Raw genomic sequence first — 12825 nt, 5'->3', positions numbered from 1 at the left:
GGCAAAAAGAGCGGAAAAGAGGGGGCCATGTCTGAGCATCGCCTTAAGGCGATGTGAGTTTGGCCCCCGGCCGCTCTTTTTGCCTGCCGACGAGGTGGGGGTCGCCCCATCCGGCGCGCCTTCTTTGCCTACTTTCTTGGCAAGACAAGAAAGTAGGTCGCCGCCCCGCAGGGGTGGTGAAACTGCCTTTGACTTTAAGCCTTGTCTTGAAGCCTTTGACTTCGCAGTCAGACAACAAAAAAAGACAAGCAACAAGACGCCCCTACCCAGTTCACTCAAACACAATCCCCGGAGGAGACCCACCGTGCAACCCTGGACCCAGACCTACACGCCGCTAGGCAGCCTATGGCTGTCCGCGCTCGCGGCAGCGCTACCCATCCTCTTCTTCTTCCTCGCCCTGGCCGTGCTGCGCATGAAAGGCCACGTGGCAGCAGCCATCACGCTGCTCCTTGCCATCGGCGTGGCGATCTTCGCCTACGGCATGCCCGTGCCGCAGGCGCTCGCCGCAGCGGGATTTGGCTTTGCCTACGGCCTGTGGCCGATCGCGTGGATCATCGTGACCGCGGTGTTCCTCTACAAGATCGTGGTGAAGACCGGGCAGTTCGACATCATCCGCGCGTCCGTGCTGGCCATCACCGATGACCAGCGCCTGCAGATGCTGCTGATCGGCTTTGCCTTTGGCGCCTTCCTGGAAGGCGCGGCGGGCTTTGGCGCGCCGGTGGCCATCACCGCGGCCCTGCTGGTGGGCCTGGGCTTCAACCCGCTCTATGCGGCGGGCCTGTGCCTGATCGCCAACACCGCGCCGGTGGCCTTCGGCGCCATGGGCATTCCCATCATCGTGGCGGGCCAGGTGACCGGCATCGATGCCATGCACATCGGCGCGATGGCGGGCCGGCAATTGCCACTGCTGTCGCTGGCGGTGCCGTTCTGGCTGGTGTTCATCATGGACGGCAAGCGCGGCGTGAAACAGACGTGGCCGGCGGCGCTGGTGACCGGCGCGAGCTTCTCGGTGACGCAGTATTTCACCTCGAACCATATCGGGCCGGAGTTGCCGGACATCACTTCGGCGCTGGTGAGCCTGGTGTCGCTGACGCTGTTCCTGAAGGTGTGGCAGCCCAAGCGCGCAAGCCAGCGGGCTGGCGGCGCGGTGAAGGCGAGCGGCGGTGCGGCGGCACTGGCGCGCATGGGTGACGGGCTGGCAAGCGATGCGGGCAGCATCGGCCACCGTGCGGGCGACAACCGCCGTGCCTCGCCCTACACCGTGGCACAGACCGTGCGCGCGTGGGCGCCGTTCGGCATCCTTACCGCCATCGTGACCGTGTGGAGCCTGCCGTCGTTCAAGGCGCTGTTTGCCGGCAACGGCGCGCTGGCTGGCTGGGTGCTGAAGTTCCATGTGCCGGCACTGGACCAGCTGGTGATCAAGGCCGCGCCGATCGTGGCACAGCCCAAGGCCTACGAGGCGGTGTTCAAGCTCGACCTGGTATCGGCGGTGGGCACCGCCATCCTGCTGACCGCGCTGATCTCCGCCGTGCTGCTGCGCATGAAGCCGCGCGCTGCGCTGGCCACTTTCGGCGAAACGCTGATGGAGTTGCGCCGCCCGATCCTGTCGATCGGGCTGGTGCTGGGCTTCGCCTTTGTCGCCAACTACTCGGGCATGTCGTCGACGCTGGCGCTGCTGCTGGCCGGCACGGGCGCGGCGTTTCCGTTCTTCTCGCCCTTCCTGGGCTGGCTGGGCGTGTTCCTGACCGGCTCGGACACGTCGTCCAATGCGCTGTTCTGCTCGCTGCAGAGCACCACCGCGCACCAGATCGGCGTGTCCGACACGCTGCTGGTGGCGGCCAACACCACCGGCGGCGTGACCGGCAAGATGATCTCGCCGCAATCCATCGCGGTGGCCTGTGCGGCCACCGGGCTGGTCGGCAAGGAATCCGAGCTGTTCCGCTTTACCGTGAAGCACAGCCTGCTGTTCGCGGTGATCGTGGGCATCATCACCATGCTGCAGGCTTATGTGTTCACGGGGATGATTCCCCACTGACCTGATTGACCTAATTGACCCACCGAGCGGGCACAGCCCCGCCGCTTACTTGCTGTCGTTGGCGGCGTCGCGCGGCAGGAACTGATCGCCCTCGGCCAGCGGTGCGTAACGGTAGGTGGCGGGTGTGCGGCTGAGCTTGACGGGCGACCCAAGGCCCTTGTAGCCATCCGCCATCTCCACCACCATCTCGCGGTGAACGGTGTGCGGATGCTGCAAGGCGTCCGCCACCGACAGCACCGGCGCGCACGGCACGCCGGCGGCCACCAGCGTATCGGCCAGCACCTTGCCATCCAGCTTGCCCATGCGCGCTTCCAGCTCCACCTTGAGCGCGGCACGGTTGACCGAGCGCGCGCCAGCGGTGGCGTAGCGCGCATCGTCGGCAAACCCCGGCATGTCCAGGTGCTCGCACAGGATGCGGAACTGCCGATCGTTGCCAACCGCGAGAAAGACCGGGTCGGTGGCGGTGGCGACGGTGTCGTACGGATAGATGTTCGGGTGCGCGTTGCCGGTGCGGGTCGGCTCCTTGCCGCTCATGAACCAGTTGGCTGCGTGCGGGTGCAGCAGCGACAGGCCCGAGTCGTACAGCGCCGCCTCGACAAACTGGCCGCGCCCGCTGCGCTCGCGCTCCTGCAGGGCCAGCAACACGCCCAGCGCGGCGTTCAGCCCGGTGACCATGTCCACCACCGGCAAGCCCACGCGCAGTGCGTCGCCGCCGGCTTCGCCGTTGATGCTCATGATGCCCGCCATGGCCTGGATGGCCGCGTCGTAGCCGGGCAGGCCACCCAGCGGGCCATCGGCGCCAAAGCCGGAAACCCGGCAGTGCACCAGGCGCGGGAAGCGCGCCGACAGCGCGTCAAACCCCAGCCCCCATTTTTCGAGCGTGCCGGTCTTGAAGTTCTCGACCAGCACGTCGGCGTCCGCCAGCAGGGCAAGCAGCACCTCGCGGTCGGCATCGGTGGTCAGGTCCAGCCGCATCACGCGCTTGTTGCGGTTCAGGCCGAAGTAATAAGAGGCCACGCCGTCCTTGAACGGAGGCCCCCAGGTGCGGGTGTCGTCGCCCTGGGGCGGCTCGATCTTCAGCACGTCGGCGCCATGGTCGCCAAGGATCTGGCCGCAGAACGGCCCGCCCAGGATGCGGGAGAGATCGACCACGCGGATGCCGGCGAGCGCGCCGGGCGAGACAGGGAGTTTGCTCATGAGAGGGGTTCCGTAACTGCGGCGATGAACGTGCGACAAACGACAAACAACGTGGATGGGCTCAGGCGGCCGGCGCGGGCGTGCGATCCAGCAGCTTGAAGGTGCCGGTGGCCAACGCCAGCAGCTCGCCCTGCGCATCGCGGATCTCGCCGCGCGCGAAGCACAGGGAACGGCCGCGCCGCTCGCACCAGGCGGTGGCGGTCAGCTCGCCGCGCCCGGGCGCGGTGAAATGCACCGACAGGTCGATCGTGGCCACGCCAAAGCGGCGCGGATCGTGGCCGCGCGCGGCGCAGGACAGCGCGCAATCGAGCAGCGTGGCCAGCGCGCCGCCGTGCACGTCGCCGCGGCTGTTGGTGTGGTCCGGGTGGTAGGCCATGCTCACGCGCGCCTCTTTGGCGTCGATGTGCACGCCGGTCAGGCCGAACACGCGGGCCATGGGCATCGGCAGGGCAAACAGCAGGCCCGGCGCTTCACCGGCAAATTCGTTGACGGGTGCGGGCAGGGAAAGATCGGTCATGGCGGGCACAGAGTAGGTTGGGGCCGCATGAAGGCAAAGCGGGCACCGCTATGCCGCGATGCCCACGAATTCGCCCTCATGCCGCCAGGTGCGTTGGACTGCACGCAGGTTGGCAAACGTCGATACTACCGCCGAACCGGCCATGATTCATAGCCCGGCTTGGCGGGACGTGCCCCCGGCTCAGTCCAGCTGAGCACCCGATTTCTGCACCACGCCGCGCCATTTGGTCACCTCTGCCTTGACGAAGCTGCCAAGCTGCTCGGGCGAGGTCGACGGCGGCAGTTCCAGGCCTTGCGCCTGCAGGGTCTTGCGCACTTCGGGCTGTTGCAGCGCATCGGCAAAGGCATGGTTGAGCTTGGCGATGACCGCCGGCGGCGTGCCGGCCGGGGCGACCACGCCAAAGAACACCGAGACGTCGAAGCCGGGCACGCCCTGCTCGGCCACGGTGGGCACATCGGGCAGTGCCTGCGAGCGGCTCTTGGTGGTCACGCCCAGCACGCGGAACTTGCCGCTCTTGATGAAGGGCAGCGCGGTCAGCACGTCGGTGAAGCTCATGCTCACCTGGCCGCCAAGCAGGTCGTTGAGCGCGGGGCCGGTGCCCTTGTAGGGAATATGGCGGAAGTCCGTGCCGGCCAGGTTGTTGAACAGCACGCCGGCCAGGTGCGAGGACGCGCCATTGCCGGACGAGGCGTAGGTCAGCTTGCCCGGATTGGCCTTGCCGTAGGCGATCAGCTCACCGACGGTCTTGGCGGGCACCGAGGGGTTGACCACCAGCACATTGGGCAGCTGGCCGATCTGGATGATCGGCGCGAAGCTCTTGACCGGGTCGTAGTTGATCTTGCGGTACAGGCTGACGTTGATCGCCAGCGGGGCCGAGGTGCCGAACATCAGCGTGTAGCCATCCGGCTCCGCGCGCGCCACGGCTTCGGCGCCGATATTGCCGCCGGCGCCGGCGCGGTTTTCCACCACCACGGTCTGGCCAAGGCTGCCCTTGAGCGCGGACGCCAGGGTGCGCGCCATCACGTCGGTGGGGCCGCCGGGCGGGTAGGTCACGATCATCATGATGGGCTTGGACGGGAAGTCCTTCTGCGCCAGCGCGGGGGCAATGCCCACGCAGAGGGTGCAGGCGGCGACAGCGGCGAGGCGTTGCCAGAGGGTCATGGTTGTCTCCTGGTTTAGGTCTTCTTGCGCCGGGCAGCCGATGCTGCGCCGGCGTGTGCGGCGCCGTGGGCGCCGCGGGGGCTTGTCGGTCTGGCGGTAAGGCGTCAGAAGAGGTTGACCTGCGCCACCTCGCCGGTGGCGCTCTCGGCGCCGTCGGCGGGCGGCGCGATGGTGTCGGCCAGCCAGTAGGGTTCGGCCTTGCCGGCCAGCGGATCCTGGGGCAGCACGCGATGGAGCAGCACCAGCTGGGCCAATCGCATGCGCCGTACCGAGCCGATGCGGCCGGCTTCCCAGGCCATGGCGACCGCGCTGGTCACGTGGTACAGCGCCGATGCGGCCTGGCGCGCCAGCACGTCGCCATCGGCGCCGGCTTCGGCGGCGCGGGTGGACAGCGTGGCGGCACGCGCGATCGCGGTGGTGAAGGCACCGCGTGCGCCGGCATGCATCGGCGTGGCCTGCAGCAAGCCGGCCAGGTGGGCCTCGAGCACGGGCAGCGCGCCTTCGCGGCGGATCGCGCGCAGCACGTCAAGGGCAACGATGTTGCTGGTGCCTTCCCAGATCGAGCCAAGATGCGCGTCGCGCACCAGGCGCGGGTCGCTCCATTCCTCGATATAGCCGCAGCCGCCGCGCATTTCCATGGCGTCGCCGGTGACCTTGCGGGCATCGCGGCAGGCGCGGAACTTGATCAGCGGCGTCAGCACGCGCATCAGCGCATAGGCATCGGCCTCGCCAGCGTCGGCGCGGCGCAGCGCCTCGGCCGTCTGGAACACCATGGTGCGGGCCTGCTCGGTGGGCAGCGCCAGCTTGAGCAACTGGCGGCGCATCAGCGGCATGTCCAGCAGGCGCTTGCCAAAGGCCCGGCGCTCGCGCGCGATGAACTGGCCCTCCGACAAGGCGCGGCGCATCAGGCCGGCCGCGCGTACGCCATTGGACAGGCGCGAGTTGTTGATCATGTCCGCCATCTGCACGAAGCCCCGGCCGAGTTCCCCCACCAGGTAGGCATGGGCGCCTTCCAGGCGGATCTCGCCGCTGGCCATGGAGCGCGTGCCAAGCTTGTCTTTCAGCCGGATGATGCGGTAGTGGTTGGCGCTGCCATCGGCCAGCGTGCGCGGCAGCAGGAACAGCGACACGCCCTTGATGCCGGGTGCGGCCTCGCCGTTTTCATCCTCGACGCGGGCCAGCACCATCGCCAGCGCGGCGTCCGGGTTGGAGCAGAACCACTTGTCGCCCGACAGGCGCCAGCCACCCTCGGCCTGCGCATCGCGCGCGGCGCGGGTGGTGGTGGCGGCGACATCGGAGCCCGCGCCTTGCTCGGTCATGAACATGGCGCCCTGGTACAGGTCCTCGAAGACCTGGGTGGTGAGGTTCGGCAGGAAACGCTCGACCACCGCCGGATCGCCGAACTTGCGCAAGGTGCGGGTCAGCGAATCGGTCATCGACAGCGGGCAGCACAGACCGAACTCGGCCTGCACGAACAGGTAGGTCAGCGCGTACTTGGCCGCGGCCGGCATCGGCTTGTCCCAGCCGAGGACGCCGCCGCGGTGTGATGCCGCCGCCAGGCCGAACTCGGAGAACGCCACCTTCTCAAGCTCCACGTAAGCGGGATGCTTGTCGATGCGCTGCGCATCGATGCCGGTGCGGGTCCGGTGCGACAAGGTGGGCTTGTTCTGGTCGGCGATATGCGCGAGTTCGTCCAGCACGCCGCCGGCCAGCGCGCCCATGCGATCGAGGTGGGGCAGCAGGTGGGCGAACAGGTCGGGCGGGAGGTAGAGCGGCAGCAGCGCGCGCAGGTCCGGGTCGCTGGCAAACAGGTTGACGCCTTGCTGGTCCGGCACCGGATGCGCGGGCGTGGCAGAGGGTGCGGGCACGGCCGAGGCGGACGAGGCGGACGGAGCGGACGAAGTGGCCGAAACGACAGTTTGGCGCGCTGCGCTGGTCTGCATGGGGTATCTCCTGTGTGTGCCGGCACTTGGCGCCGGATACTTTGTCTGCATTATTCAAAGTCCGGCGATTCGTGTCTAATTCTAAAATTGGCTTGGTCCATATATTTTTCATATCGCCATGGAATTCCGTCACCTGCGCTACTTCCTCGTCCTCGCCGAAGAACTCCACTTCGGCCGGGCCGCCCGCCGCCTGTCGATCTCGCAGCCGCCGCTCTCGCTCAATATCCAGCAGCTGGAAGCCTCGGTGGGCGCGCGCCTGTTCGAGCGCGACAGCCGTGGCGTACGCCTGACCGCCGCCGGCCGGGCCTTCCGAGAATCGGCCAGCGCGCTGCTGGCCCAGGCCGAAGAGGCCCGCCTGCTGGCTCGCGAGATCGAGGCCGGCGCCGTCGGGCGGCTGCGCATCGGCTTCGTCGGCTCCATGCTGTACCGCGGCCTGCCCCAGCGCCTGCGGGAGTTCCAGGCCAGCTACCCCGGCATCCAGGTGGCGCTGACGGAACTCAACTCGCAGGAGCAGATCGACGCGCTGCTGCATGACGGGCTGGATGCCGGCTTCATCCACACCAACCGCGTGCCCGACGAACTGGCCACCGCGCTGGTCCATAGCGAGCCCTTCCTGTGCTGCGTGCCCCATGACCATCCCCTGGCGCGCCAGGCCACCGTGGCGCTGAGCGAGTTGCGCGGCGAGCCCTTCGTGCTGTTCTCCCGCAAGGCCTCGCCCGACTACTACAACCGCATCTTCGAGATGTGCGCGGCGCAGGGCTTTTATCCGCAAATCCGGCATGAGGTGCGGCACTGGCTGTCGGTGGTGTCCCTGGTGTCGCAAGGAACCGGCGTGGCGGTGGTGCCAGCGGCGCTGCAAAGGTCGGCAATGGCGGGGGCGGTGTTTTTGCCACTGGCGCAGGCGACGGTGCCGTCGGAGGTGTATTGCGTCTGGAAGGCGGGAACGGACGAACCCGCGCGCGACCGCTTCCTGGAGAAGATGCGGGATGAGAAATAAGGAGGTGGGGCGGGAAGAGAAAGAGAGCCGGGGCCTTCCGGCTCACCCCAAAATGCGGCACGCGCCTGCAATGGCGAACGCAATCAGGGTAAACGCCAGGCTCACAAAGAAAATGCCACCTGCTTTACCGGCAGGTGGCACGTCAAATACGCGTGGAACGGGGTGTTCAGCGTGCAAGCAGCATACCCGCTGCACTCTCCCTCACCAATAACGCAATTGCGTTATTCGGGACCCTACTCAAGCAGGGGGAGGATTGCCCCGCCGGTCCGGATTCAGAACCCCTCGACCGCCACGCTGACATGGCCCACGTTGGGCGCAGCGGCAAAGTAGTCGCCAACCAGCTTGCGCCATTCGGCGAAGTCCGCGGATTCGCGGAAATCCACCATGTGGTTCTCGACCGTCTCCCACTTGACCTCCAGCGTGAAATGCGAGGGGGTTTCGATCGACCTGAGCAGCCGCATGGCGTGGCAGCCGCGGGCGCGCTTGAAGAGCGGCGCCGCCTTGGCAACGGCTGCCTCGAAGTCCGACTCCGTACCCGGTTTGATCTGGAACTGCGCTATTTCGAGAATCATGTCTTGTGCTCCGTCTGTGCGTGTCAGGAAGGCCGGGGCCTGGCCCGGTCGTGCGTCGACAAGCATTTTATGACAGGCCGGCACATCGCGCGTCGCCGCGAAATTATTCTTAGATGTCGAACTTTACTTGACAAGGCCACGGCAAATGCTAGGATTGCCATACGTACTTCGATATCTAAGTATTTTTCGCATTCACGCATTCACGCGTTCACGTCAAGACCGCGACACCAACCCACCGGATACCCGGAACCCTGGAGCCAAGCATGTACGACCCATTTGCAACCGACAAGCTGATTGACCTGTGGCTGACCGAAGACATCGGCGCCTGCGACCTGACGGTCCACACCATGATCGAGAAGGGCGAGACGGGTTCGTTCTATATGAATGCGCGTGAGCCGATGCTGATCGCCGGCGTGGATGTGGCCGCCCGCGTGTTCTCCCGCTACGATCCGTCGCTGCATGTGGACGTACGTGTCAACGATGGCGACAAGGTCGCCAAAGGCGCCATCCTGATCGCCGTGAGCGGCTCCGCGCGCAGCGTGCTGACCGCTGAGCGCACGGCGCTGAACATCATGCAAAGGCTGTGCGGGATCGCCAACCATACCGCCCGCTACGTGGAGGCGATTGCCGGCACCAAGGCGCGCCTGATCGACAGCCGCAAGACCACGCCGGGGCTGCGCGTGCTGGAGAAGCACGCGGTAACCTGCGGTGGCGGCCTGAACCACCGGCTGGGACTCGATAACGGCGTGATGATCAAGGACAACCATATCGCCGTGTGCGGCAGCATCGCCGCCGCCGTGGAGCGCGCGCGCCGGCAACTGCCGGTGCTGACCAAGCTGGAAGTGGAATGCGACCGGCTGGACCAGGTGCATGAAGCCCTGAAGGCAGGCGTCGACGTGATCATGCTGGACAACATGTCCGTGGCCGACATGCGCGAAGCCGTTGCCATCGTCAACGGGCGCACCAAGGTGGAGGCGTCCGGCGGCATCAACCTGGAGACCATCCGCCCCATCGCCGAGACTGGCGTTGACTACATCTCCACCAGCAAGATCACCCAGTCCGCGCCGGCCGTGGATATCGGGCTGGACGATGCGGTGTGAAGAGGCGGTGTAAAGATACCGTGTGAGAGCTACCGTGTGAGCGGGAGCCACTCCTTCCCGCCACGTTGACGCGCGCCCGGCTGCTGCCTGGCGCGCTTTTTTCATGCCGCGCTTGCCGCCGGCGCCAGCGCCGGCACTGGCTCAAAGATCCGCCAGCAGCCGCCCCAGTTCGCGCGTCGACGGCATGCGCCGTGCCGTGCCCTGCGCCTGTTCCTCGTCCTTCGCCAGGTTGCGGTTGATGGCAATCAGCACCTTGCGCGCAATCGCGACATCCTCGGCCGAGACCCCCTCCACGCTGATCGCATTGACCTCCTCGGCCAGCGGCACCAGCTTGCGCTTTAGGGCGCGTCCCGTCTTGGTCAGAAACACATGGACATTCTTCTTGTTGCCGGGCAGATGCGTGCGCTCGATATAGCCCAGCGCTTCCAGCGCCTTGACCGCCGCGAACGTGGTCGGCTCCGTGACGCCCGCCAGGTCGCTCAGCTCGCGCTGCGACAAACCATCGTGATCCCAGAGGATCCGCAGGATGGTCCAGTGCCCATAGGAGACCGTGTGTTCGGCCAGGCGCATCTGCAGGGCGCGGATATACGCCCGGGCAGCGTCCTTCACCATATGCGCCAGGCGCTCGTTGGCGATGTCGCCTGGCTGGGCGGGCGCCTGCGTTTCAGTCAATTTTGATGTGGCCATAAGACGGTGTGGGAGTCCTTGTCGGCGCCGGCCATGCCCGCGCCCGATGATGGAAAACATGATAACGCGTTAGCAAAGCAGCCGGATCTTCCGCCACGCCGGGTCTCTCGCCGGATATTCGCCTGCCAATCATTTTTCCGCGTCCCAATGTAGTGCTCACTACATCAGTGCGGGCTTGCGCCACGACGAAGCAGCAACGCACCCGCAGAGGGATTTCCCCGCTAGACATTGCTGGAATCTCCGCCAAAGGCCGCGGATACGGCCCTTTCCGGCTATGGCCTGACTCTTGCATATTCTTAGATGTCGAACTTATCTTGACAAGGTTTCATCAGGTGCTAGCATTGCCTTTGTACTTCGATATCTAAGCATATTGCCTGAGGACGTACGCGGCACAGTCGACGCACAGTCGACGAAATGGGACCAAGAGAAAGCATAGGATGACCATGAAAACCCCCGAGACCTGGAACGACACATGCACAAGCAGCCTGGAAGCCTCCCGCTATCTGAACCGCGTCGGGCCATCGGCTTTGGCGACGGCCTCCACCGCGCGCGATAAGCCCATGCCAGCTGCCGGCACCTTCTTCCTCGTGGTTGGCCCCAGCGGCGCGGGCAAGGACTCGCTGATGGACGGCGCCAGGGCCGCGCTGCTGGCCGATCCCCGCTATGTGTTTGCCAGGCGCGTCATCACCCGGCCAACGGGCTCGCCGGGCGAGGACCACGAGGGCGTGACGGAGGCCGAATTCTCGGCGCGCGAGGCGGCCAACGCCTTCCTGATCACGTGGGCTGCGCATGGCTTGCGCTATGGCTTGCCGGCCAGCTTGCTCGGTGAGCTGGAGCGTGGCCGGCATGTCATCGCCAACGGCTCGCGCGGCATTGCGGCAGCGCTGGCTGGCCAGTTGCACAACTTCGTCGTCATCCATGTCACGGCGCCGCTGCAGGTGCTGGCGCAGCGCATTGCCGCGCGCGGACGCGAATCCGGTGACGCGGTGCTGCGCAGGCTCGAGCGCATGCCCGATCCGATCCCGGCCGGCGTGGCGAGCGTCTGCGTATCGAACGACGCTGCCATGGCGGTGGGCATTGCGCGCTTTCTCGAAGCGCTGCGCACGGCGTCGACGCCGCTCAAGGCCAGACGCATGCCGATCGCCGCCGGCGACGCGCACATTGCCTATGTGTCGCCCGCCAATGCCGCGGGCCAGGCCCGCATGGCCGTGCGCTCCGGAACGGCCGAGATCCCCGCGGCCTTGCATGTGGTCGAGAGCCCGGACTGGCTGCAGGAAGAAGAAATCGGCCTGTCCGATGCCCTCTTCGAGCGCCTGGGCGTTGCCCCCGGCGGCACCGTGCGCCTGCGCCGGATTCCCGGCCCCGTCAGCCGCGATGTGCTGCGCAAGAAGCTGCGCGGCGATGCCTTGAGCGAGGCCGAGTACGAAGCCGTGCTATGCGATGCGGTGGAGAGCCGCTATACGGAGATCGAGCTGACCGCGTTCCTGGTGGCTGCCTCGCAGCACCTCACCGATGCGGAAGTGGTCAGCGTCGCGCGTGCCCGCACGCGCTTTGCCCCCAGGATCGGCTGGGACGAACCCATCGTGGTGGACAAGCACTCCATGGGTGGCGTGCCGGGCAGCCGTATCACGCTGATCGTCGTGCCGATCGTCGCGGCGTTCGGGCTCGCGATGCCCAAGACCTCGTCGCGGGCGATCACTTCCGCGGCCGGCACCGCCGAGGCCATGGAGACGGTGGCGCGAGTGGACCTGGACATCGACGACGTGCGCCGTTGCGTGGAGCAAGCGCGGGCCTGCATTGCCTGGAACGGCCGCCTTAATCACTCGGCGATCGACGATGTGATGAATGCCATCACGCGCCCGCTCGGCCTGGACGCCAACCGGTGGTCGGTGGCATCCATCCTGTCCAAGAAATACACCGCGGGTTCGACCCACGTCATCGTCGACCTGCCCTTCGGCCCGCAGGCGAAGCTCAAGTCGCAAGCCGAAGCACAGGCCCTGGGCGTCTTGTTCGAAGCGGTGGGCGCCGGGCTGGGCATGCAGGTGCGCGCGTTCGCGACGGACGGCAGCAAACCCATCGGGCGCGGCGTAGGCCCGGCACTGGAAGTGCGGGATGTGCTGCAGGTACTCAATGGCAGCCCCGACGCGCCCGCGGACCTGCGCGAGAAGGCCTTGTTCTTTGCCGGACAGATTCTGGCGTTCGACCCGGCCGTGGGCTCTCCCGCCGAGGGGCGGCGGATTGCCGGCGAATTGCTTGCCTCCGGGGCCGCAAGCGCCGCATTCGACCGGATCGTGGCCGCGCAGGGCGCAAGGGCAGCGCCGGATGCACCGGGCAACCATGTCCACACCGTACCGGCCAGCACAGCGGGCGTCGTCGCGGACATCGACGGCTTTGCCATCGCCGGCATTGCGCGCGGCGCCGGTGCGCCGCGCTGGCCTGGCGCTGGAGTGGACTTGCTGTGCACGGTGGGGGATCGGCTCGTTGCGGGGCAACCGCTGTTCAGGATCCACGCCGAGACCGCCAGCGATCTGGAGGCGGGCGTACGGGCCCACGCTTCGGCAGAGCTCGCCGGGCCACCGGTTCGTATCCAGCCGGACTAGCAGCGCGTCCGGGCGC

10 protein-coding genes are annotated in these 12825 nt (G+C 66.9%); 4 read left to right on the top strand and 6 right to left on the bottom strand.

The features are described from left to right. Positions 1-304: 304 nt before the first annotated feature. Entirely contained in the window at positions 305-2035 is a 1731-nt protein-coding gene (locus tag AC1DS3_RS00900) for a lactate permease LctP family transporter (RefSeq protein WP_441632722.1), read from the top strand. Between the two features lie 45 nt (positions 2036-2080). On the opposite strand, the gene AC1DS3_RS00895 is transcribed toward AC1DS3_RS00900, so the two are convergent. From AC1DS3_RS00895 to AC1DS3_RS00880, 4 genes are all read right to left on the bottom strand, one after another. Beyond that, positions 2081-3232 (bottom strand): CaiB/BaiF CoA transferase family protein, encoded by a 1152-nt coding sequence (locus AC1DS3_RS00895; protein WP_441632720.1) that lies wholly within the window; start codon positions 3230-3232, stop codon positions 2081-2083. Between the two features lie 61 nt (positions 3233-3293). Further along, positions 3294-3749 (bottom strand): PaaI family thioesterase, encoded by a 456-nt coding sequence (locus tag AC1DS3_RS00890; RefSeq protein WP_441632718.1) that lies wholly within the window; start codon positions 3747-3749, stop codon positions 3294-3296. Between the two features lie 180 nt (positions 3750-3929). Next, positions 3930-4910 (bottom strand): Bug family tripartite tricarboxylate transporter substrate binding protein, encoded by a 981-nt coding sequence (locus tag AC1DS3_RS00885; protein ID WP_416051247.1) that lies wholly within the window; start codon positions 4908-4910, stop codon positions 3930-3932. A gap of 104 nt (positions 4911-5014) precedes the next feature. Beyond that, positions 5015-6853, bottom strand: coding sequence for an acyl-CoA dehydrogenase family protein (locus AC1DS3_RS00880; RefSeq protein ID WP_441632716.1), 1839 nt, complete (start codon positions 6851-6853; stop codon positions 5015-5017). 118 nt (positions 6854-6971) lie between these two features. On the opposite strand from AC1DS3_RS00880, the gene AC1DS3_RS00875 reads away from it, so the two are divergent. Continuing rightward, positions 6972-7850 (top strand): LysR family transcriptional regulator, encoded by an 879-nt coding sequence (locus tag AC1DS3_RS00875; RefSeq protein WP_441632714.1) that lies wholly within the window; start codon positions 6972-6974, stop codon positions 7848-7850. 272 nt (positions 7851-8122) lie between these two features. On the opposite strand, the gene AC1DS3_RS00870 is transcribed toward AC1DS3_RS00875, so the two are convergent. Beyond that, entirely contained in the window at positions 8123-8422 is a 300-nt protein-coding gene (locus AC1DS3_RS00870; protein WP_441632712.1) for an antibiotic biosynthesis monooxygenase family protein, read from the bottom strand. A gap of 263 nt (positions 8423-8685) precedes the next feature. Here AC1DS3_RS00870 and nadC point away from each other — a divergent pair, with 263 nt between their 5' ends. After that, positions 8686-9522 (top strand): carboxylating nicotinate-nucleotide diphosphorylase, encoded by an 837-nt coding sequence (gene nadC / locus AC1DS3_RS00865; RefSeq protein ID WP_441632710.1) that lies wholly within the window; start codon positions 8686-8688, stop codon positions 9520-9522. 141 nt (positions 9523-9663) lie between these two features. Here nadC and AC1DS3_RS00860 read toward each other — a convergent pair whose 3' ends face one another. After that, positions 9664-10209: a MarR family winged helix-turn-helix transcriptional regulator gene (locus tag AC1DS3_RS00860; protein WP_441632708.1), complete on the bottom strand. Its 546-nt coding sequence runs from the start codon at positions 10207-10209 to the stop codon at positions 9664-9666. A gap of 560 nt (positions 10210-10769) precedes the next feature. Between AC1DS3_RS00860 and phnN the strand changes: the two genes are divergently transcribed. Continuing rightward, the gene (gene phnN, locus AC1DS3_RS00855) at positions 10770-12809 is read left to right on the top strand and encodes a phosphonate metabolism protein/1,5-bisphosphokinase (PRPP-forming) PhnN (RefSeq protein WP_441632861.1); all 2040 of its coding nucleotides are present in this window, start codon (positions 10770-10772) and stop codon (positions 12807-12809) included. Positions 12810-12825 lie beyond the last annotated feature (16 nt).

It is taken from the genome of Cupriavidus sp. 01L46, assembly GCF_056399905.1.
The sequence above is the reverse complement of the archived record's forward strand: the minus strand, read 5'-3'. Positions and strand labels throughout refer to the sequence as shown.